The organism is Pseudomonas sp. B13(2017), assembly GCF_002113245.1.
Taxonomy (GTDB): domain Bacteria; phylum Pseudomonadota; class Gammaproteobacteria; order Pseudomonadales; family Pseudomonadaceae; genus Aquipseudomonas; species Aquipseudomonas putida_Z.
The window spans coordinates 62,089-82,521 of record NZ_NEJX01000020.1 but is presented as its reverse complement, the minus strand read 5'-3'; the positions used below and the strand labels follow the sequence as shown (position 1 = coordinate 82,521).

Annotated in this window: 18 protein-coding genes; 10 read left to right on the top strand and 8 right to left on the bottom strand. The window is 64.3% G+C overall.

Annotated elements, in window-relative coordinates; all coding sequences use genetic code 11:
• Nucleotides 1–9 precede the first annotated feature (9 nt).
• Entirely contained in the window at nucleotides 10–3,459 is a 3,450-nt protein-coding gene (gene mfd / locus CAG44_RS22560; RefSeq protein ID WP_085693029.1) for a transcription-repair coupling factor, read from the bottom strand.
• Between the two features lie 167 nt (nucleotides 3,460–3,626).
• Here mfd and CAG44_RS22555 point away from each other — a divergent pair, with 167 nt between their 5' ends.
• The 3 genes from CAG44_RS22555 to sthA all read left to right on the top strand — a co-directional run bounded on the left by CAG44_RS22555 (nucleotide 3,627) and on the right by sthA (nucleotide 7,896).
• A complete protein-coding gene (locus CAG44_RS22555; RefSeq protein ID WP_031324543.1) occupies nucleotides 3,627–5,090 on the top strand; it encodes a glyceraldehyde-3-phosphate dehydrogenase in 1,464 nt (487 codons plus the stop codon).
• Between the two features lie 210 nt (nucleotides 5,091–5,300).
• A complete protein-coding gene (locus tag CAG44_RS22550) occupies nucleotides 5,301–6,299 on the top strand; it encodes an FAD:protein FMN transferase (RefSeq protein ID WP_085693039.1) in 999 nt (332 codons plus the stop codon).
• Between the two features lie 202 nt (nucleotides 6,300–6,501).
• Nucleotides 6,502–7,896 carry a Si-specific NAD(P)(+) transhydrogenase gene (gene sthA / locus CAG44_RS22545; protein WP_015269541.1) on the top strand — a complete coding sequence of 465 codons (1,395 nt, stop codon included), beginning with the start codon at nucleotides 6,502–6,504 and terminating at the stop codon, nucleotides 7,894–7,896.
• 42 nt (nucleotides 7,897–7,938) lie between these two features.
• Here sthA and CAG44_RS22540 read toward each other — a convergent pair whose 3' ends face one another.
• A complete protein-coding gene (locus CAG44_RS22540; RefSeq protein ID WP_085589451.1) occupies nucleotides 7,939–8,661 on the bottom strand; it encodes a glycerophosphodiester phosphodiesterase family protein in 723 nt (240 codons plus the stop codon).
• A gap of 31 nt (nucleotides 8,662–8,692) precedes the next feature.
• Complete coding sequence (locus tag CAG44_RS22535; RefSeq protein WP_025338333.1) at nucleotides 8,693–9,277, bottom strand: PilZ domain-containing protein; 585 nt, start codon at nucleotides 9,275–9,277, stop codon at nucleotides 8,693–8,695.
• Nucleotides 9,278–9,370: 93 nt separating this feature from the next.
• Here CAG44_RS22535 and CAG44_RS22530 point away from each other — a divergent pair, with 93 nt between their 5' ends.
• From CAG44_RS22530 to CAG44_RS22520, 3 genes are all read left to right on the top strand, one after another.
• On the top strand, nucleotides 9,371–10,621 hold the full coding sequence (locus tag CAG44_RS22530) for a lipoprotein-releasing ABC transporter permease subunit (protein WP_015269543.1): 1,251 nt from the start codon (nucleotides 9,371–9,373) through the stop codon (nucleotides 10,619–10,621).
• A 7-nt stretch (nucleotides 10,622–10,628) separates the two neighbouring features.
• Nucleotides 10,629–11,312, top strand: a complete 684-nt coding sequence (gene lolD, locus CAG44_RS22525; RefSeq protein WP_169774647.1) for a lipoprotein-releasing ABC transporter ATP-binding protein LolD — start codon at nucleotides 10,629–10,631, stop codon at nucleotides 11,310–11,312.
• A 61-nt stretch (nucleotides 11,313–11,373) separates the two neighbouring features.
• Entirely contained in the window at nucleotides 11,374–12,615 is a 1,242-nt protein-coding gene (locus tag CAG44_RS22520; RefSeq protein WP_085589453.1) for a lipoprotein-releasing ABC transporter permease subunit, read from the top strand.
• 219 nt (nucleotides 12,616–12,834) lie between these two features.
• On the opposite strand, the gene CAG44_RS22515 is transcribed toward CAG44_RS22520, so the two are convergent.
• Together CAG44_RS22515 and cinR are read right to left on the bottom strand one after the other, a co-directional pair.
• Nucleotides 12,835–14,187: a heavy metal sensor histidine kinase gene (locus CAG44_RS22515; RefSeq protein WP_085589455.1), complete on the bottom strand. Its 1,353-nt coding sequence runs from the start codon at nucleotides 14,185–14,187 to the stop codon at nucleotides 12,835–12,837.
• A complete protein-coding gene (gene cinR, locus CAG44_RS22510) occupies nucleotides 14,184–14,864 on the bottom strand; it encodes a two-component system response regulator CinR (RefSeq protein ID WP_015269546.1) in 681 nt (226 codons plus the stop codon). Before cinR ends, CAG44_RS22515 begins: the two co-directional genes overlap by 4 nt.
• A gap of 264 nt (nucleotides 14,865–15,128) precedes the next feature.
• On the opposite strand from cinR, the gene queF reads away from it, so the two are divergent.
• Nucleotides 15,129–15,959: an NADPH-dependent 7-cyano-7-deazaguanine reductase QueF gene (gene queF, locus CAG44_RS22505; protein WP_085693028.1), complete on the top strand. Its 831-nt coding sequence runs from the start codon at nucleotides 15,129–15,131 to the stop codon at nucleotides 15,957–15,959.
• Nucleotides 15,960–16,104: 145 nt separating this feature from the next.
• On the opposite strand, the gene CAG44_RS22500 is transcribed toward queF, so the two are convergent.
• Together CAG44_RS22500 and CAG44_RS22495 are read right to left on the bottom strand one after the other, a co-directional pair.
• Complete coding sequence (locus CAG44_RS22500) at nucleotides 16,105–16,368, bottom strand: DUF4404 family protein (RefSeq protein WP_004376395.1); 264 nt, start codon at nucleotides 16,366–16,368, stop codon at nucleotides 16,105–16,107.
• A gap of 122 nt (nucleotides 16,369–16,490) precedes the next feature.
• Nucleotides 16,491–17,054 (bottom strand): phosphonoacetaldehyde phosphonohydrolase-related protein, encoded by a 564-nt coding sequence (locus tag CAG44_RS22495; protein ID WP_085589458.1) that lies wholly within the window; start codon nucleotides 17,052–17,054, stop codon nucleotides 16,491–16,493.
• Nucleotides 17,055–17,254: 200 nt separating this feature from the next.
• Between CAG44_RS22495 and CAG44_RS22490 the strand changes: the two genes are divergently transcribed.
• Complete coding sequence (locus tag CAG44_RS22490; RefSeq protein ID WP_085589461.1) at nucleotides 17,255–17,962, top strand: VacJ family lipoprotein; 708 nt, start codon at nucleotides 17,255–17,257, stop codon at nucleotides 17,960–17,962.
• Nucleotides 17,963–18,127: 165 nt separating this feature from the next.
• On the opposite strand, the gene CAG44_RS22485 is transcribed toward CAG44_RS22490, so the two are convergent.
• Complete coding sequence (locus CAG44_RS22485) at nucleotides 18,128–18,427, bottom strand: PilZ domain-containing protein (protein WP_025338339.1); 300 nt, start codon at nucleotides 18,425–18,427, stop codon at nucleotides 18,128–18,130.
• Nucleotides 18,428–18,709: 282 nt separating this feature from the next.
• On the opposite strand from CAG44_RS22485, the gene rssB reads away from it, so the two are divergent.
• Both rssB and rssC read left to right on the top strand, forming a co-directional pair.
• Entirely contained in the window at nucleotides 18,710–19,894 is a 1,185-nt protein-coding gene (rssB, locus tag CAG44_RS22480) for a two-component system response regulator RssB (protein WP_015269551.1), read from the top strand.
• Complete coding sequence (gene rssC, locus CAG44_RS22475) at nucleotides 19,891–20,373, top strand: anti-sigma factor antagonist RssC (protein ID WP_013971741.1); 483 nt, start codon at nucleotides 19,891–19,893, stop codon at nucleotides 20,371–20,373. The genes rssB and rssC overlap by 4 nt, the downstream gene beginning before the upstream one ends.
• Nucleotides 20,374–20,433 lie beyond the last annotated feature (60 nt).

Sequence of the window (20,433 nt, the reverse complement as noted above, 5' to 3'; positions counted from 1 at the left end):
GGGTCTTCCTTAGGCAGGCTGTGGGGTCAGGCGCTCGAACAGCGCCTCCAGGTTATTGAAGCGTTCGTCGGGGCGTTCCATGGGTACCAGGAAGCGGAACTGGGTGGCGCCTTCGAACTTGTAGCGTTTGGGCTGGCCCTGGATCAGCTTGATCAGGGTCAGCGGGTCGACCGGGGTCTCGGCCTCGAACTCGATCTTGCCGCCGTTGGGGCCGGCGTCGACTTTCTTGATGCCGAGCTTTTCCGCGTGCAGCTTGAGCGAGGTCAGGCGCATCAGGTTCTTGGTCGGCTCGGGCAGCAGGCCGAAGCGGTCGATCATTTCCACCTGCAGGTCCTTGAGGCCTTCTTCGTCGGCAGCCGAGGCAATGCGCTTGTACAGGATCAGCCGCGCATGCACGTCGGGCAGGTAGTCCTCGGGGATCAGTGCCGGCAGGCGCAGGTTGATTTCCGGGCCGCCGCCCAGCGGCTGCTCAAGGTTGGGCTGGGTGCCCTTGCGGATCGCCTTGACCGCGCGCTCAAGCATTTCCATGTACAGGGTAAAGCCCACCGCCTGGATCTGCCCGCTCTGGCCTTCGCCCAGCAGCTCGCCAGCGCCGCGAATCTCCAGGTCGTTGGTGGCCAGCACGAAGCCGGCGCCGAGGTCCTGGGTGTTGGCGATCGCTTCCAGGCGTTTTTCGGCGTCGGCGCTGACCTTCTGCCGGGTTGGCGTCAGCAGGTAGGCGTAGGCCTGGTGGTGGCTCCGGCCAACCCGGCCGCGCAGCTGGTGCAGCTGGGCCAGGCCGAACTTGTCGGCACGCTCGATGACGATGGTGTTGGCGCTGGGAACGTCGATACCGGTTTCGATGATGGTCGAGGCCACCAGCACGTTGAAGCGCTTGTGGTAGAAGTCGCTCATCACCTGTTCCAGCTCGCGCTCGCGCATCTGCCCGTGGCCGATGCCGATGCGCGCCTCTGGCACCAGTTCGGCAAGGTCGGCGGCGCATTTCTCGATGGTTTTCACATCGTTGTGCAGGTAGTACACCTGGCCACCGCGCAGCAGCTCGCGCAGCAGCGCCTCCTTGACCGTGCTCTTGTTCTGCTCCATGACGAAGGTGCGTACCGACAGGCGGCGCGCCGGCGGCGTGGCGATGATCGACAGGTCGCGCATGCCCGCCACCGCCATGTTCAGCGTACGCGGGATCGGCGTGGCGGTGAGGGTGAGGATGTCCACCTCGCTGCGCAGGGCCTTGAGCTGTTCCTTCTGGCGCACGCCAAAGCGGTGCTCTTCGTCGATGATGGCCAGGCCCAGGTCCTTGAAGCGTACATCGTCCTGCAGCAGCTTGTGGGTGCCGATGAGGATGTCGATCTTGCCTTCAGCCAGATCGGCGGCGGCGTTGGCCACTTCCTTGGCCGACTTGAAGCGGCTCATCACCTCCACGCTCACCGGCCAGTCGGCAAAGCGGTCGCGGAAGCTGTTGTAGTGCTGCTGGGCGAGCAGGGTGGTGGGCACCAGCACGGCCACCTGGCGGCCGCTGTGCACGGCAATGAATGCCGCGCGCATGGCCACTTCGGTCTTGCCGAAGCCGACGTCGCCGCATACCAGGCGGTCCATCGGCTTGGGCGCCAGCATGTCGGCGCGCACCGCTTCGATGGCAGCCTGCTGGTCCGGGGTTTCCTCGAACGGGAAGCCGGCGCTGAAGGTGGCGTAGTCGGCGGACGGGTCGGCAAATGCATAGCCCTTGCGCGCGGCGCGGCGGGCATAGATGTCGAGCAGTTCGGCGGCCACGTCGCGCACCTGTTCGGCGGCCTTGCGCTTGGCCTTCTGCCAGGCCTCCGAGCCGAGCCGGTGCAGCGGTGCCAGGGCATCGTCGCTGCCGGTGTAGCGGGCGATCAGGTGCAGGTTGGCCACCGGCACGTACAGCTTGGCGCCCTCGGCGTATTCCAGAGTGAGGAATTCGGCGGCCTGGCCGTCGATTTCCAGGGTGGCCAGGCCCAGGTAGCGGCCCACGCCATGGTCGATGTGCACCACCGGCGCGCCTTCGCGCAGCTCGGTCAGGTTCTTGATCACCGCGTCGTTGGCGGTTTCGCCACGCTTGTCGCGGCGCCGGCGCTGCATGACCCGTTGGCCGAACAGCGGGCTTTCGGCGACCAGGGCGATGGCTGGGTCGTCCAGCAGCAGGCCTTCGTCCAGCGGGGCGATGGTGATTGCCAGGCGTTCGCTGCCGGTGATGAAGTCGGCCCAGCCGTCGACGGTATGCGGGCGCAGTTTCAGCCGTTCGAGCAGCTCCAGCAGCACTTCGCGCCGGCCTGCCGATTCGGCGGTGAACAACACCCGGCCAGGGAACTGGTCGAGGAAATTGGCCAGTTCGGCCAGGGGCTGGTTGGCCTTGGCCTCGATTGCCAGGTTGGGCAGGGGGCGTGCCGGGAAGCGCTCGCGGCCCACGCCCGGGTCGAGGTCTTCGGTGCTGACCACTACCCGTGGCCATTGCTTGAGCCGGGCGAAGCAGTCTTCCACCGGCAGGAACAGTTCGGCCGGTGGCAGCAGCGGCCGGCTCAGGTCGCCACGGCGGTCTTCATAACGCCCGCGCACGTCGTTCCAGAAATGTTCGGCGGCCTGTTCCACGCCGGGCAGCGAGAACACCTGGGTGTCGGCCGGCAGGTAGTCGAACAGGGTCGAGGTTTCTTCGAAGAACAGCGGCAGGTAGTACTCGATGCCGGCGGGGATGATGCCGCTGGCCAGGTCCTGGAAGATCGCGCTGCGGCGGAAATCGACATCGAAGCGTTCGCGGAAGCGCGCCTTGAAGCGGGTCACTTCCTCTTTCTGCATCGGGAACTCGCGCGCCGGCAGCAGGCGCACCGAATCCACCTTGTCGATCGAGCGCTGGGTCTCGGGGTCGAAGGTGCGCAGCGTCTCGATCTCGTCATCGAACAGGTCGATGCGGTAGGGCAGCTTGCTGCCCATCGGGAACAGGTCGATCAACGCGCCGCGCACGGCGAACTCGCCATGCTCGTAGACGGTGTCGACGCAGCGATAGCCACTGGCCTCCAGGCGCAGGCGCATCTGCTCCACGTCGATGGTCTGGCCCACGTCCAGCACCAGGCTGCTGCCCAGCAGGAAGCGGGTCGGCGCCAGGCGGTGCAGGGCGGTGGTGATCGGCACCACGAGGATGCCGTGGCTCAGCTCCGGCAGGCGGTAGAGGCTGGCGATGCGCTGGGAAATGATGTCCTGGTGCGGCGAGAACAGGTCGTAGGGCAGGGTTTCCCAATCGGGGAACGGCAGCACCGGCAGGTCCGGGGCAAAGAAGCGAAGTTCCTGTTCCAGACGATCGGCAGCCTGGCTGTCGGCAGTCAGCAGCAAAGTGAAGCGGCCCGCGCTGCTGGCGGCCTCGGCGATGGCCAGGCTGAGGGTGGCACCGGGTAGATTGCCCCAGGTTTGTTTGCCGGCCGTGGCCGACATTTGCGGTAGGCGCAGAACTGACACGGGAGATTGCACTCCAAGCGTTGCGGCAAAGAGATCGATTGTACCGGTGACGGTGCCGGCTGTCAGGTTCGAAAGGGCGTGAACGCTGGCTTGCGTGGCCGCGACAGGCGCTCATTGCCCGTAACGCGTTGGGGCGTCATAATGTAGCCCCTTTTTTCTGTCCCTACATGTGGAAGGTTCCCGTGACTCAGAAGCCCGACCAGTGTCTTGGTGAGTGGATCGATCGTGAAGCCCTGGCTGAAGCGATGATCCCGCTTATCGGTCAGCTCTACCGCAACAACAACGTGGTGAGCTCGATTTATGGCCGTAGCCTGATCAACCGTTCGGTTATCTCGATCCTCAAGGCGCACCGCTTTGCGCGTCATCGTCAAGCCGACGAAACCGAACTGTCCGTCCACGAGACATTCCCCCTGCTCAAGGCCATGAGCGAGCTGAAACTGGGCGCCGCTTCGGTCGACCTGGGCAAGCTGGCCAACAAGTTCAAGCAGGAAGGCAATGGCCGCACTGCCGAGCAGTTCGTCCGTGAAGAACTGGCCGAGGTGGTTGGCCAGCAGAACGCTTCGGCGCGCAAGGGCACCGACGTTGTCCTGTACGGCTTCGGCCGCATCGGCCGCCTGCTGGCGCGCATCCTGATCGAGAAGACCGGTGGCGGCGACGGCCTGCGCCTGCGCGCCATCGTCGTGCGCAAGGGCGCCGAGAACGACCTGGTCAAGCGTGCCAGCCTGCTGCGCCGTGACTCGGTGCACGGCCCGTTCGATGGCACCATCACCATCGACGAAGCCAACAACACCATCACCGCCAACGGCAACCTGATCCAGGTTATCTACGCCAAGAGCCCGAGCGAAGTCGACTACACCCAGTACGGCATCGAAAACGCGCTGATCGTCGACAACACCGGCGTATGGCGTGATGCCGACGGCCTGGGCCAGCACCTGGCCTGCCCGGGCGCTGCCCGCGTGATCCTCACCGCACCTGGCAAGGGCGCGCTGAAGAACATCGTGCACGGCATCAACCACGGTGACATCGCTGCCGATGACAAGATCATCTCGGCCGCTTCCTGCACCACCAACGCCATCGTGCCGGTGCTCAAGGCCATCAACGACCAGTACGGCATCGTCAACGGCCACGTCGAAACCGTTCACTCGTTCACCAACGACCAGAACCTGATCGACAACTTCCACAAGGGCAGCCGCCGTGGCCGTGCCGCGCCGCTGAACATGGTCATCACCGAAACCGGCGCCGCCACTGCTGCCGCCAAGGCACTGCCAGTGCTGAAGGGCAAGCTGACCGGCAACGCCATTCGCGTACCGACGCCGAACGTTTCGATGGCCATCCTCAACCTGAACCTCGAGAAGGCCACCAGCCGCGACGAGATCAACGAGTACCTGCGCCAGACCGCCATGCACTCGGAGCTGCACAAGCAGATCGATTACGTCAGCTCGCAGGAAGTGGTTTCGACCGACTTCGTCGGTTCGCGCCACGCCGGTGTGGTTGACGCCGAAGCGACCATCTGCAATGACAACCGCGTTGTTCTGTACGTCTGGTACGACAACGAATTCGGTTACAGCTGCCAGGTGGTTCGTGTGATGGAAGAGATGGCCGGTGTGAACCCGCCAGCGTTTCCGCACTGATACGCTTGTAAGGCAATGAAAAAACGGGAACCTTCGGGTTCCCGTTTTTTTTCGCCTGATTAACTGATCGGGCATTTACTGTGCCTGTACTGGCCCTTTCGCGGGCACGCCAGCTCCCACAGGGATATCACAGGGCTGGAGGGCAGTGGGGTTCCTGTGGGAGCGGGCGTGCCCGCGAAAGGGCCAGTACAGGCATTCGAGATCTCGATATTGCGCGCATTTCTTTGTTTCTTGCTGATGCTGCTCACCGCCTGCAACCAGGGCCGTACCCTGGAACGCCTGGGTGGCCCGACCATGGGCAGCAGCTACAGCATCCAGTACGTGCGCGAACCCGGCGGCCCGGCGCCGGTCCAGGTGCAGGCGGCAGTCGAAACCATCCTGCACGACATCGACCAGCATTACTCGACCTACCGCGGCGACTCCACCGTCAGCCGTTTCAACCAGTTGCCCGCCAACCAGTGCCTGGTCCTGCCCCCCGACATGCTCGAACTGGTCAGCCTTGGTCAGCACCTGGCCGAGCAGAGCGGCGGCGCCTTCGACCTTACCGTCGAACCATTGCTCGACCTGTGGGGCTTCGGCCCCCAGGCCCGTCACGAGCAGGTGCCCGACCCGCTGGCCCTGGCCCAGGTGCGCCAGCGTGTGGGCTACCGGCACTTGCACATCGACGGCCAGGCCCTGTGCAAGGACGCCCCGGTGCAACTCGACTTCAACAGCATCGCCGCCGGCCATGCCGTCGACCTGATCGCCGCGCGCCTGCAGGCCATGGGCGTTGCCAGCTTTGTCGCCGAAGCCACCGGCGAGCTCAAGGCCGCCGGCCGCAAGCCCGATGGCAGCCCCTGGCGCATCGCCCTGGAGCTGCCCCGCGAAGATCGCCAGATAGCCCGCCAGATCATCCCGGTCAATGGCCTTTCAGTATCAACCTCGGGTGACTATCGGCACTATTTCGAGGAGAATGGCCGGCGCTATTCGCACACCTTCGATGCCCGCCTCGGGCGCCCGGTGCAGCACGACCTGGCCGCGGTCACCGTGCTCGATGCCTCGGCGCTGCGGGCCGACGGCTATTCGACGCTGCTGTTGATCCTGGGCCCGGAACGTGGCTGGGATTTTGCCGTGGCGCATGACCTGGCCGCGGTATTGGTGACTCGGGCCGAGGGTGGCTTCGTCTCCCGAGCTACGCCCGCATTCGAACGGGCAGTGAAAGGCGAATGAAAGCACAAGCAGGGATGATCGCCGCCAGGGAATGGTTCACACATGTAGTGCGGGCAAAATTGGCCTACGACGCGACCAAGGGTTAATGTGCGCGGCGTTCACGCTTGATTAGACTGCACCCGAATTTTCTCATGACGCCCCGGCGGCATGATCGCGCCCCGCGAGCGACCGTGGCTTGCGGGCCAGTTCTGAAGGAGTACGCATGGCTGTCTACAACTACGACGTAGTGGTGCTGGGTTCCGGCCCGGCCGGAGAAGGTGCGGCAATGAACGCCGCCAAAGCAGGGCGCAAGGTGGCGATGGTCGATAGCCGTCGCCAGGTCGGGGGCAACTGCACCCACCTGGGCACCATCCCGTCCAAGGCACTGCGTCACTCGGTGCGGCAGATCATGCAGTTCAACACCAACCCGATGTTCCGTGCCATCGGTGAGCCGCGCTGGTTCTCGTTCCCGGACGTGCTGAAAAGCGCCGAGAAGGTCATCGCCAAGCAGGTAGCGTCGCGCACCGGCTACTACGCGCGTAACCGCGTGGACGTGTTCTTCGGCACCGGCAGCTTCGCCGACGAGCAGACCGTCGAAGTGGTCTGCCCGAACGGCGTGGTGGAAAAGCTCAACGCCAAGCACATCATCATCGCCACCGGCTCGCGCCCGTACCGCCCGGCCGACATCGACTTCCACCACCCGCGCGTCTACGACAGCGACACCATCCTCAGCCTCAGCCACACCCCACGCAAGCTGATCGTGTACGGTGCCGGTGTGATCGGTTGCGAATACGCCTCGATCTTCAGCGGCCTGGGTGTATTGGTAGAGCTGGTGGACAACCGTGGCCAGTTGCTGAGCTTCCTCGACTCGGAAATTTCCCAGGCGCTGAGCTACCACTTCAGCAACAACAACATCACCGTGCGCCACAACGAAGAGTATGAGCGCGTCGAAGGCCTGGACAACGGGGTGATCCTGCACCTGAAGTCGGGCAAGAAGATCAAGGCCGACGCCTTGCTGTGGTGCAACGGCCGTACCGGCAACACCGACAAGCTGGGCCTGGAAAACATCGGTATCAAGGTCAACAGCCGCGGCCAGATCGAGGTCGACGAGGCCTACCGCACCAGCGTGCCGAACATCTACGGTGCCGGCGACGTGATTGGCTGGCCAAGCCTGGCAAGTGCCGCTCATGACCAGGGCCGCTCTGCCGCTGGCAGCATCGTGGATAATGGCAGCTGGCGCTTCGTCAACGACGTGCCGACCGGCATCTACACCATTCCGGAGATCAGCTCGATCGGCCGCAACGAACAGGAACTGACCCAGGCCAAGGTGCCGTACGAGGTGGGCAAGGCCTTCTTCAAGGGCATGGCGCGCGCGCAGATCGCCGGTGAGCCGCAGGGCATGCTGAAGATCCTGTTCCACCGCGAAACCCTGGAAATCCTTGGCGTGCACTGCTTCGGCTACCAGGCTTCGGAGATCGTCCACATCGGCCAGGCGATCATGAACCAGCCGGGTGAGCAGAACAACCTGAAGTACTTCGTCAACACCACGTTCAACTACCCGACCATGGCCGAAGCCTATCGGGTAGCTGCCTACGACGGCCTGAACCGGCTTTTTTGAGCGGCTCCGACCGGTGGCCTGAGCCGGTCGGAGAGACCGATTTCAACCCTGCCCGAGGGTGGTCTTGGCCAAACCGGGAAAGTCTGTAATCAGGCTGTCCACGCCAAAATCAGCGAGCCGGCGCATCAGTGCCGGTTCGTTGACCGTCCACACCGACACGTGCAAACCCTGGCCCTGGGCTTTGATCAGGCGCTCGGGGGTGCACAGTGTCCAGTTCAATGCCAGCAGCTCGCAGCCATAGTTCTGTGCCACCTTCAGCGGGTCGAGCCAGGCGTATTCGGCCACCAGCCCGCGCTTGACGTCCGGCACCAGCTCCAGGGCGGCACCCAGCACTTCGCGTGAGCTGGAGGTGATGGTCACCTTGTCCAGCAGGCCGTACTGCTGGGCCAGTTCGCGGATTGCCAGCACGGTGGTGGCGGCACGGGTGCGCGAGGCGCTTTTCACCTCCAGCTGCCAGTGCTCGAACGGGCATTTCTCGAACAGTTCTTCCAGTTTCGGGATCGGGCAGGGCTGGACGTGGCCCGGGCCGCCTTTGCGGGCATCGATCTTGACCAGCTCGGCGGCCGGGTGCTCGACCACCTTGCCGCGTTTGCCGGTGGTGCGCTTGAGGGTGGGGTCATGGATCACCATCAGCTCGTTGTCGGCCGACAGGTGCAGGTCCAGCTCGCAGCGGGTCACGCCATGGGCGAGGCATTGCTGGAAGCTCTTCAGGGTGTTCTCGGGCGCTTCGCCCTTGGCGCCGCGGTGGCCGTAGATCAGGGTCACGTTCGTTCCTTCAAATCAGAGAAAAATGGGCTCAGGAGGCGGGGTCGTTCTGTTCCAGCTGCTGGCGCCGTTGTTGTTGCTGGCGCTGCAGGATGTAGCGAGCCAGCAGTTGCCGTTGGGCGTCGGTCATGTCGGTGAATTCGGTGCCGACCTCGAAGCCGCCCTCCGGGCGCGGGTCGCAATGGGTGATCTTGCCGCGCAGCAGCAGGCCATGGGCGCGCGGCATCAGCACCATCTTCACCTTCACTCGGGTGCCGGGGGCCACCGCTGTGGCTTGCGCGAATTCGATGCCGCCCTCGGAAATGACCACCGGCTGGGGCTGGCCAACTTCGCCGATCAGGGTCTGGGCAACCACCGCGCTAAGCAGGTCGAGGCGTTTGTTCTGCGCGCGCAGGAAGGCGGCGAGGGTGCGGTCCTTTTCGCTCAGCTGGCGCAGCAGGTGCTGCGACTCGAAGTCGGACAGGTGCAGTTCGCTGAGCAGGTTGAATAGTGGCGAATCATCTTGCAACACATCTGGGTCAAGGGCTTCGGCCGCGCTGAGGGGGCTTATTTGAAGTGCGATCCGATCTTCGATGCGGTAGTATTCGCGGCGATCTTCTTCGTCTAATGTCGTCATGGCGAACCCAAGGTAGCGGCGGTGGTCCGAGTGTAAAGCCGCCGTAGGCGCCTCGCCACAAGGACGTTCCCTTTCATCCGAACAAGCCCCGACATGTTCAGACCTCTTTTCGCATTCATCGGCACGCGTTATACCCGTGCCAAACGTCGCAATCACTTCGTCTCGTTCATTTCCCTGACCTCGATGATCGGCCTCGCCCTGGGCGTGGTGGTGATGATCGTGGTGCTCTCGGTGATGAACGGTTTCGACCACGAGATGCGCACCCGCGTGTTGGGCATGATCCCGCATGCCACGCTGGAGAGCGGCCAGCCCATTGCCGACTGGCCGGCCCTTGCCCAACAAGTAAAGCAGAATCCGCAGGTGGTGGCGGTTGCGCCCTTCACCCAGATGCAGGGCCTGCTGACCCATGAAGGCAAGGTGCAGAAGGTGCTGCTCAACGGCATCGACCCGGCCCGCGAGCGCGAAGTGTCGATCATCGACAAGTTCGTCCTGCAAGGCCGCCTCGACCAGCTGGCGCCGGGCGAGTGGGGCATCATGATCGGCGACAAGGCCGCGGCCAAGCTGGGCGTAGGCATCGGCGACAAGCTCACCTTCGTCGCCCCTGAGGTCAGCGTGACCCCGGCCGGCATGTTCCCGCGCATGAAGCGCTTCACCGTGGTCGGCACCTTCCACGTGGGCGCGGGCGAGATCGACGGCTACCTGGGCCTGACCAACATCAGCGACCTGTCCCGCCTGCACCGCTGGAAGCCCGACCAGGTCCAGGGCCTGCGCCTGAAGTTCGATGACCTGTTCCAGGCGCCACGGGTGGCCTGGGACATCGCCCAGCGCCTGGGTGACCAGGAGTTCTACAGCCGTGACTGGACCCGTACCCACGGCAACCTGTACCAGGCGATCCGCATGGAAAAGGCCATGATCGGCCTGCTGTTGCTGCTGATCGTGGCGGTGGCGGCGTTCAACATCATTTCCACCCTGGTGATGGTGGTCAACGACAAGCGTGGCGACATCGCCATCCTGCGTACCCTGGGCGCCACGCCCGGGCAGATCATGCTCATCTTCATGGTCCAGGGCACGGTGATCGGGGTGATCGGTACCCTGATCGGCGCCGTGGTCGGGATCGTCGCCGCGCTGAACGTGAGCGCGGTGATCGCCGGCATCGAGAAACTGATCGGGCACAAGTTCCTCAACGCCGACGTGTATTTCATCGATTACCTGCCGTCGCAGATCCAGGCCCAGGACGTGTACATGGTCTGTGGTGCGGCGCTGGTCCTGAGTTTCTTCGCCACCCTGTACCCGGCCTGGCGTGCGGCCCGCACCCAGCCTGCAGAGGCGCTACGTTATGAGTGAGTCGCGCATGAGTGATAAAGCCGTTCTGAGTTGCCGCAACCTGGGCAAGTCCTACGACGAGGGCCCGGAATCGGTGCAGGTGCTGTCCGGGCTCAACCTCGAGCTGCACGCCGGTGAGCGGGTAGCCATCGTGGGTAGCTCCGGCTCGGGCAAGAGTACCTTGCTCAACCTGCTGGGCGGCCTCGACCGGCCGACCCAGGGCAGCGTCTGGCTGGCCGGCGAGGAGTTGTCTGCGCTGGGCGAGCGTGCCCGTGGCCTGCTGCGCAACCGCGAGCTGGGCTTTGTCTACCAGTTCCACCACCTGCTGCCGGAATTCACTGCCATCGAGAACGTGTGCATGCCATTGCTGATCGGCCGCACGCCCATCCCCGAGGCCCGTGAGCGTGCCGAGGCGCTGCTCAAGCGCGTGGGCCTGGCCCACCGCTTCAACCACAAGCCGGCCGAGCTGTCCGGTGGTGAGCGCCAGCGGGTGGCGATCGCCCGGGCACTGGTCAACCGCCCCGGCCTGGTAATGCTCGACGAGCCGACCGGCAACCTCGACCACCACACCGCCCAGGGCATCCAGGAGTTGATGCAGGAACTGTCCAGCGCGTCGCGCACGGCGTTCCTGGTGGTCACCCACGACCTCAACCTGGCGCGCCAGATGGACCGTGTATTGAAGCTCGACGACGGCCACCTGGTGGCGATCTGATCGACTGTACGGGGTGGCCGGTGCTGCCCCGTTTTCCTGTTTTCATTGGGTGATTTCGTACATGTTCAGACCCTTGCCCATCTTCATCGGCGCGCGCTACACCCGAGCCAAGCGCCGCAACCACTTCATCTCGTTCATCTCGATGACCTCGATGATCGGCCTGTCGCTGGGCGTGCTGGCGATGATCGTGGTGCTGTCGGTGATGAACGGCTTCCAGCGCGAAATGAGTTCGCGCATCCTCGGCCTGGTGCCGCATGCCGCCATCCTCGGCGTGCAGCCGCTGGACGACTGGCACAAGGTGGCCGACGCGGCCATGCGCGACCCGGCGGTGATGGCGGCGGCGCCGATTACCGAAATGGAAGGCATGCTGTCGTACAAGGGCGCGATGCAGCCGATCCAGGTAGGCGGTATCGACCCGGCCGAAGAGGGCAAGGTCTCGATCGTCGGCCAGCATATCGTCCAGGGCCGCCTGCAGGACCTGCAGCCGGGTGAGTTCGGCGTGGTCATCGGTGAGCTGACTGCGCGGCGCTTCCGCCTGAATACCGGCGACAAACTGACCCTTATCGTGCCGGAAATCAGCAAGGAACCGGGCGGCATCACCCCGCGCATGCAGCGCCTGACCGTGGTCGGCATCTTCAAGGTCGGCGCCGAGCTGGACGGCTCGCAGGCTTACATCCACGTGGACGATGCCGGCGCCATGCAGCGCTGGGCGCCGGGCCAGGTGCAGGGCGTGCGCCTGAAACTGCACGACCTGTATGCCGCACCGCAGGTGTCCAAGGCCATCGCTGCCGGGCTGGGCGATGCCTACCGGGCCGATGACTGGTCGCATACCCAGGGCAGCCTGTTCAGTGCCATGAAGATGGAAAAGACCATGATCGGCCTGCTGTTGCTGATGATCATCGCGGTGGCAGCGTTCAACATCATCGCCACCCTGGTGATGGTGGTGAACGACAAGGGCCCGGACATCGCCATCCTGCGCACCCTGGGCGCCACGCCGGCGCAGATCATGGGCACGTTCATGGTCCAGGGCAGCCTGATCGGCATTGTCGGGACGCTGATCGGTGGCGTGCTTGGGGTGATTGCGGCGTTCAACGTCAGCCAGATCGTCGGTTGGCTGGAGCGGGTGAGCGGGCAGCACATCTTTACTTCGGATGTGTACTTCGTCAGCAGCTTGCCGTCGCAGTTGCAGTGGGGCGATGTGGCGATCATCTGCACTGCCGGGTTGGTGATGAGCTTCCTGGCGACCATTTATCCGGCTTATCGGGCATCGCAGGTGCAGCCGGCGATTGGCCTGGCAGTTTGAGTAACTGTTGAGGGCCTCATCGCCGGCAAGCCAGCTCCCACCCCGACCGCATCGGCCTCAAGCCCTGCGCAGTCCCTGTAGGAGCCTGGCTTGCCAGCGATGAGGCCAGTGCAGGCAGTACAAGACGGTCGGTCCCACAGGATTGCATCAAGCCCAAGGCATGCGCTGTACCTGTGGGAGCTGGCTTGCCGGCGATGGGCTGCAAAAGCAGCCCTGATGTCACCGGCCTTCAGTGAAATCGATCACGAATCGTGTCCAACCGTCCGCACACTCCGCCTGAATGCGCCCACCATGGGCCTGCACGATCGACCGGGTAATCGCCAACCCCAACCCGGCATGCTCGCTACTGCCTTCCCGCCGCGCCGGGTCCACCCGGTAGAAGCGGTCGAACAACCGTGGTAACACTGCCGGCTCGATAGCCGCCCCGGTATTGGCCACGCCAATCCTCGGCCCTGGCCCCAATGTCACCTTTATCTGCCCACCCGACGGGGTGAAGCGTAAGGCATTGTCCAGCAAGTTGGACAGTGCCCGGCGCAGCATATGCCGGTCGCCTTGCAGCAGCGCCTCACCCTCGCGCAGCATCTGCACGCCGCTGTCCTCTGCCAGCGGCGCGTAGTACTCCAGCAGCGCATCCACCTCCTCATGCAGCACCAGCGGTGCTTGCCCCGGCACCAGCAGGCCATGGTCGGCCTTGGCCAGGAACAGCATGTCGTTGATCATCTGCGCCATCCATTGCAGCTCCTCGAGGTTGCCGTGCAGGGCTTCGCGGTACTCTTCGAGGCTGCGCGGGCGGGTGAGGGTGACCTGGGTGTGGGTCAGGAGGTTGGACAGCGGCGTGCGCAGCTCGTGGGCGATGTCGGCGGAGAATGCCGACAGGCGCTGGAAGGCGTCGTCCAGGCGCTGCAGCATGGCGTTCATGGCCGTCGCCAGCTCGGCCAGCTCTTCGGGCATCTGTGCGACCGGCAGGCGTGTGGTGAGCGAGCGCGCCGATACGCTGGCAGCCACCTGGCCCATCTGCCGCAACGGTCGCAGCCCGCGGCGTGCAGCCCAGGCACCGAGCAGTGCCGTGGCCAGCGCCGACAGGCCCACCGTCAGCCAGATCAGCCGTTGCATGCCCAGCAGGAAGTGCTGGTGATGGGTGATGTCGAGGTACAGGGTCAGTTGTGGCGACTGCGGGGCGCCTTGCGCCAGGTGCACGGCCAGGCTGCGGTAGTCGGTGCCTTGCGCATGCAGGGTTGCCAGCCCGTCGGGCAGTGGCGTCCGCGGCAGGCCTGTGCGGCTTTCGAACCAGGTGGCGCCGTCGCTGCCGTTGATGCGCAGGGCCAGGTCGGCCTGGTGGCCCAGTTCATCGCGCAAGGCGGGCAGGCGCGCCTGCAGCTCGGCCGGCGTGGTGATGCCGGCCAGCTGGGTGCGGAACAGCGACAGGCGCGAGTCCAGCAGTTGCTGGTCCAGTTCGACGAAGTGCTGCTCGCTGGCCCGGCTGAATATCAGGCCGGCACCGAGCGAGACAGCGGCGGTGCAGGCGGCGAACAGCAGGGCCAGGCGGCTGCCGAGGGAGACCCGACGCATCACTCCGCGCGCTCTTCGAGTACATAGCCCATGCCGCGCACGGTATGGATCAGCTTGTTGGGGTGTGGGTCGTCGATCTTCAGGCGCAGGCGGCGGATCGCCACTTCGATCACATTGGTGTCGCTGTCGAAATTCATGTCCCACACCTGCGAGGCGATCAGCGATTTGGGCAGCACCTCGCCCTGGCGGCGCAGCAGCAGTTCAAGCAGGGCGAACTCCTTGGCGGTCAGGTCGATGCGCTGGCCGGCGCGCTCGGCGCGGCGGCGGATCAGGTCCAGGCGCAGGTCGGCCAGGCCCAGGGTGGTGTCCTGGCTGGGGCTGGTGCCCCGGCGCAGCAGGCTGCGCACCCGCGCCAGCAGTTCGGAGAAGGCGAACGGCTTGACCAGGTAATCATCGGCGCCCAGCTCCAGGCCGTGCACCCGGTCCTCCACGGCATCGCGGGCTGTGAGAAACAGCACCGGGGTGTCCAGGCCGGCCTGGCGCACGGCCTGGAGGATCTGCCAGCCGTCACGGCCGGGCAGCATCACGTCGAGAATCAGCAGGTCGTGGTCGCCGGTCAGGGCGAGGAACTGGCCGGTCTCGCCGTCGGTGGCCAGTTCGGTGGCGAAGCCAGCCTCGTTCAGGCCCTGGCTCAGGTACTGGCCGGTACGGGCCTGGTCTTCGACGATCAGCAGTTTCATTAAGCGGCAGGACTCCAGATGGCAGCGTGGGAACCTGTGGGAGCGGGCGTGCCCGCGAAGCATGCAACGCGCTATATGGCACCGGCTTCGCCGGTGTTCGCGGGCAAGCCCGCTCCTACAGGGACCGGGTGATGCTGAGATGATACGTGACGATTCACCCGCTCGCCCCAAACTGACGAAGATGTAATCCCGCTGACTTGCGCTCCAAGGCGGGGTGCAAAACCGGTAGACTAGAAGCAATTTCGAACCTTCAGGTCAGTTTCCATGCATCCCGCTGCCGAACATTCCCCGCTGGGCAAGTCCAGCGAATACATTGCCACCTATTCTCCGGAGCTGCTGTTCCCGATTCCGCGTACCGCCAAGTGGGCCGAACTGGGCGTTACCGCCCAGACCTTGCCGTGGCAGGGTGTGGACTACTGGAACTGCTTCGAGCTGAGCTGGCTGCTGCCGTCGGGCAAGCCGGTGGTGGCGATCGGCGAGTTCGCCATCCCCGCCGATTCGCCGAACATCATCGAGTCCAAGTCGTTCAAGCTGTACCTGAACTCATTGAACCAGACGGTGTTCGCCTCGCTTGGCGAACTGCAGGCGTGCCTGGAGAAAGACCTGTCCGCGGCCGCCGGCAAGCCGGTCGGCGTGAAGGTGCGCACCCTGGGCGAGGTCGAGGCCCAAGGCGTGGTGGCGTTGCCGGGGCAGTGCATCGATGCGCTGGACGTTGCCATCAGCAACTACGAACAGCCACAGCCAGAGCTGCTGCACTGCAACCCGGAGCGGCAGGTGGAAGAAACCCTGCACAGCCACCTGCTGAAGTCCAACTGCCCGGTCACTGGCCAGCCGGACTGGGGCAGCGTGGTGGTCGAGTACAAGGGCAGGGCGCTGGACCATGCCAGCCTGCTGACCTACCTGATCAGCTTCCGCCAGCATGCCGACTTCCACGAGCAGTGTGTGGAGCGGATCTACCTGGACTTGAAGAACCTGCTGCAGCCGGAGCATTTGACGGTGTATGCGCGCTATGTGCGCCGGGGTGGGCTGGATATCAACCCTTACCGCAGCACTGGGGCGATCAGCCCGGACAACAAGCGCCTGGTTCGGCAGTAAGGTTCGCAAGTACACCGGGGGCGCTTCGCGCCCCTATCGCGACACAAGGCCGCTCCTACAGGTACAGCGCAAGCCTCAAATCTTGCGCTGTACCTGTAGGAGCGGCCTTGTGTCGCGATAGGGCCGCAAAGCGGCCCCAGTATTTCTAGATCCCCATGCTGTGCAGCGAGTTGGCAATGCTGCGCAGGGTGGCGGTGAGGTCGGGGTGGTCGGCCTCGAAGCGTTCGATCGCCAGGTTCACGCCGTCCACCAGGTTGTTGTCTGGCGTGGCTTCCTCAAGCTTCAGTTGCGCCTCGATCTGGCGCGCTTCTTCGTGCAGCGCGGCCAGTTCCTCGTCCGAAAGCGGCACGTTGCGGTCCAGTTGCTCGCGCAAGCTGTTCAGGCGCTCTTGCAATTCGCGGGCAGGCATTGGCAGTTCTCCATCAATGGCTTGGCAAGCCATGGACCTCAGCGAAGCGGCAAAGGTTCTGGCCTGTCTTCAGCGTAATCCACCTGCCGTTGCTTTGCATGATCCGCGTCAAAGGTGCTGTATCAGGGTTTTTCGCCCTTGCGCCGGCGCTGGGCGATGTCCTGCAGGCAGGTGTCCAGCGCTTCCAGGTGGTCGATCACCGAGTGCACGCCCAGGCTGAACAGTTCCAGCGTCGCCTTGCCACGGGCCAGGTCCTGTTCCTGCGCAGTCATGGCTTGCCATTGCCGCGAGCTGCGGTCGCAGAACGGGCTGCAGGCTGCCAGCCCTACGGTCCACAACCCCGCGTTCAGGCCAGATTGCAGCAGGCGTGGGTCGCCGCTGACCAGCACGCAGCCGTCCAGGCGTTGGCTGTCCAGCGTCATCAGGGCCTGCCAGCAGGCATTCGGCGCCGGCCAGCGCGCGCCGTTCACCGAATGCCCCGGCAGCCAGGCGGGCAGTACGTGCGCCAGGCGCTTGCTCTGGGTGGCGTCGAGGTCGTCCAGCCAGATGCACGGCACCTGGCGCTGACGCAGGCTGGCGAGGGTGGCCAGGGCGCCGGGGGCGGGCGAGGGGGCGCCATTGGCGGCTTGCACCAGGCAGCCGCGCAAGCCGAACAGCACAGCGGTGAAGGCGGGTGCAGCGTCCATGGCAACTTCCCTCAAATAGTCCGCAGGCTATTCGGCGATTGTTACCGCCCTGTGACAGCGGGCACCGCGCAACAGTTGTTCACAAAATATTGAGCAGAGATGTGTAAAGCTGTTTATCAGCCCGCAAGCCTCTATACTGCCGCCGTACAGCAGCGCACCCGTTTGCGCTTGCGGCCGAGAAATTCGATGGAGAAACACCTATGCGTAGGATCGGTGCCAGTGTGATCGAACGAGTCACCCAGGCCTGTGTTTGCGCCAGCTTGCTGCTGGCGCCCGTGGCAGCCACCCAGGCCGCCACCGAGGAAGATCCCTGGGAAGCGGTCAACCGCCCGATCTTCCGTTTCAACGATACCCTCGACACCTATGCCCTCAAGCCATTGGCCAAGGGCTACCAGGCGGTCACCCCGCAGTTCCTCGAAGATGGCATCCACAACATCTTCCGCAACCTGGGTGACGTGACCAACCTGGCCAACGACCTGCTGCAGTTCAAGCCCCATGCTGCGGGCGTGGACACGGCGCGGCTGATCGTCAACACCACCTTCGGCCTGGGCGGCTTCTTCGACGTGGGTACCAAGATGGGCCTGCAGCGCAACGACGAGGACTTCGGCCAGACCCTAGGCTACTGGGGCGTGCCGAGCGGCCCGTACGTGGTCATCCCGCTGCTGGGCCCGAGCACCGTGCGTGACGGCGTGGCCAAGTACCCGGATACCTACACCAAGCCCTACCGCTACATCGACCATGTGCCGACGCGCAATTCGATCTTCGCCCTGGACATCATCGACACCCGCGCCGACCTGCTGTCGGCAGAGAAGCTGATCCAGGGTGACAAGTACATCTTCATTCGCAATGCCTACCTGCAGAACCGCGAGTTCAAGGTCAAGGATGGCGAGGTCGAAGACGACTTCTGATCCTGCGCGTGCTTGGTCCTGCGCAGTCCCCGTGTAGGAGCGGCCTTGTGTCGCGATAGGGCCGCAAAGCGGCCCCGGCAATTCATGCGGCGAAGCTGAATCCGGGGGTGCTGCGCAGCCCATGGCGACACAAGGCCGCTCCTGCAGGGGGGGCCAGCAGGCCCATCAATGCATCGCCAGAATCCGCAACCCGAACTTCTGCTGCCCGCCCGGCTGGTCGGCAATCCACACCACTTCGGTGCTGGCGTGCAGCCCCTTCAGCGCCGGGTGGTCGGACTCGATCCGTACCTCGATATGGTCTCCCACGTGGAAGCGCTGCGGTGCCTGCACCTGCATGCCGCCGCTGGACAGGTCCAGGCACACTGCCGCGATCACCTGGCCTTCGTGCAGCAGGCTGACCTCGGTGTCGATGCGCATGCGGATGAAATCGCGTTTCTCGCCATGGCTGGAGGGCGTGTGGGGCATGCTGCATCCTTCCCATCGGGTTGCGCTGGTCGACTTTCTTATAACTCCCGGTGATTTGCCCTGTAAAGTGCGGCGGGGTCGACCCTTGCATGCTTGAAACGCCTGCCGGATGGGAGTACCGTCTGCGCCTTACAAGGTAGCTCTCACAGTTGCCGGACAGTTGCCGGGCAGGTGATCTTGTCCTACAACTCAAAGTAGAGTGTGACCACAAAGAATTCCCGTAGCTGGCCGTCTGCCTTGCCGACACCGCTGCACCAACCTAAATCGGCGCCGTTCGCCCACATGCAGAAAACCAGTGCAACGCTGCTGATCATCGATGACGACGACGTGGTCCGTGCAAGCCTCGCCGCCTATCTTGAAGACAGTGGCTTCAGCGTCCTCCAGGCCGGCAATGGCCAGCAGGGGCTTCAGGTCTTCGAAGAACACCAGCCCGACCTCGTGATCTGCGATCTGCGCATGCCGCAGATGGGCGGCCTCGAACTGATCCGCCAGGTCAGCGAGCGCGCCCCGCAGTTGCCGGTGATCGTGGTGTCCGGTGCCGGCGTCATGAGCGATGCGGTGGAAGCGTTGCGCCTGGGCGCTGCCGACTACCTGATCAAGCCGCTGGAAGACCTGGCCGTGCTCGAGCATTCGGTGCGCCGCGCCCTCGACCGCTCGCGCCTGGTGCTGGAAAACCAGCGCTACCGCGACAAGCTCGAAGCCGCCAACCGCGAACTGGAGGCCAGCCTGCACCTGCTGCAGGAGGACCAGACCGCCGGTCGCCAGGTGCAGATGAACATGCTGCCGGAAAGCCCTTGGGTGGCCGGCGAGTTCGCCTTCGAGCACCAGATCATCCCGTCGCTATACCTGTCGGGTGATTTTGCCGATTACTTCCGGGTGGACGAACGGCGCATCGCTTTCTATCTCGCCGACGTCTCCGGGCATGGCGCGTCGTCAGCGTTCGTCACCGTGCTGCTGAAGTTCATGACCACGCGGCTGTTGTTCGAATTCAAGCGCGGCAGCAAGATGCGCGAGTTCAAACCCTCGCAGGTGCTCAGCCACATCAACCGCGGGCTGATCAACTGCAAGCTGGGCAAGCACGTGACCATGGTTGGCGGGGTGATCGATGAAGACACCGGCCTGCTGACTTACGCCGTTGGCGGCCATCTGCCGCTGCCGGTGCTGCACACTCCCGAGCATACCCGCTACCTGGAAGGCCGCGGCCTGCCGGTGGGGCTGTTCGACGAGGCCACCTACCAGGACCTGGTGGTGGAGCTGCCGCCGCAGTTCAGCCTCAGCCTGATGTCCGATGGCATTCTGGACCTTTTGCCGGGTGACACGCTCAAAGATAAAGAAACCGCCCTGCCGGAAATCGTCAGGGCAGCAGGTGGCAGCCTGGATGGGCTGCGTCAACGATTTGGATTGGCTACGCTTGGGGAGATGCCGGATGATATCGCCCTATTGGTGTTGAGCAGGAACCTTCAATGAGTACCGGTAGAATCCAGTTCGCCGAGCAGAGCGGTACCTTCGTCCTGAAATTCGTCGGTGAAGTGCGCCTGACCCTGTGTTCGGCGCTGGATGCGACGATCGAGAAGATTTTCACCGCGTTGAACTTCTCGGCGATTGTCATCGACCTGACCGAAACCGAGAGCATCGACAGCACCACCCTGGGCCTGCTGGCCAAGCTGTCGATCCTGTCGCGCCAGAAGGTGGGCCTGTTGCCGACCGTGGTCACCACCAATCCGGACATTTCCCGGTTGTTGCAGTCGATGGGCTTCGATCAGGTGTTCAACATCGTCGATCGGCCGATCCCGTGCCCGGAATGCCTGACCGACCTGCCGTCCCAGGACCAGAACGAAGACGTGGTGCGCTCCAAGGTGCTGGAGGCGCACAAGATCCTCATGGGCCTGAACGACTCCAACCGCGAAGCCTTCCATGACCTGGTAAATGCGCTGGAGCGGACCTGATCTTCAGCCTGTACCGGCCTCTTCGCGGGCGCGCCCGCTCCTACAGGTACTGCGCTGCAT

Coding starts and splice junctions, on each gene's coding strand:
- CAG44_RS22555 (WP_031324543.1), top strand. CDS start 3,627: ATGTGGAAGGTTCCCGTGACTCAGAAGCCCGACCAGTGTCTTGGTGAG.
- sthA (WP_015269541.1), top strand. CDS start 6,502: ATGGCTGTCTACAACTACGACGTAGTGGTGCTGGGTTCCGGCCCGGCC.
- CAG44_RS22535 (WP_025338333.1), bottom strand. CDS start 9,277: ATGACGACATTAGACGAAGAAGATCGCCGCGAATACTACCGCATCGAA.
- CAG44_RS22530 (WP_015269543.1), top strand. CDS start 9,371: ATGTTCAGACCTCTTTTCGCATTCATCGGCACGCGTTATACCCGTGCC.
- lolD (WP_169774647.1), top strand. CDS start 10,629: ATGAGTGATAAAGCCGTTCTGAGTTGCCGCAACCTGGGCAAGTCCTAC.
- CAG44_RS22520 (WP_085589453.1), top strand. CDS start 11,374: ATGTTCAGACCCTTGCCCATCTTCATCGGCGCGCGCTACACCCGAGCC.
- cinR (WP_015269546.1), bottom strand. CDS start 14,864: ATGAAACTGCTGATCGTCGAAGACCAGGCCCGTACCGGCCAGTACCTG.
- queF (WP_085693028.1), top strand. CDS start 15,129: ATGCATCCCGCTGCCGAACATTCCCCGCTGGGCAAGTCCAGCGAATAC.
- CAG44_RS22500 (WP_004376395.1), bottom strand. CDS start 16,368: ATGCCTGCCCGCGAATTGCAAGAGCGCCTGAACAGCTTGCGCGAGCAA.
- CAG44_RS22495 (WP_085589458.1), bottom strand. CDS start 17,054: ATGGACGCTGCACCCGCCTTCACCGCTGTGCTGTTCGGCTTGCGCGGC.
- CAG44_RS22490 (WP_085589461.1), top strand. CDS start 17,255: ATGCGTAGGATCGGTGCCAGTGTGATCGAACGAGTCACCCAGGCCTGT.
- CAG44_RS22485 (WP_025338339.1), bottom strand. CDS start 18,427: ATGCCCCACACGCCCTCCAGCCATGGCGAGAAACGCGATTTCATCCGC.
- rssB (WP_015269551.1), top strand. CDS start 18,710: ATGCAGAAAACCAGTGCAACGCTGCTGATCATCGATGACGACGACGTG.
- rssC (WP_013971741.1), top strand. CDS start 19,891: ATGAGTACCGGTAGAATCCAGTTCGCCGAGCAGAGCGGTACCTTCGTC.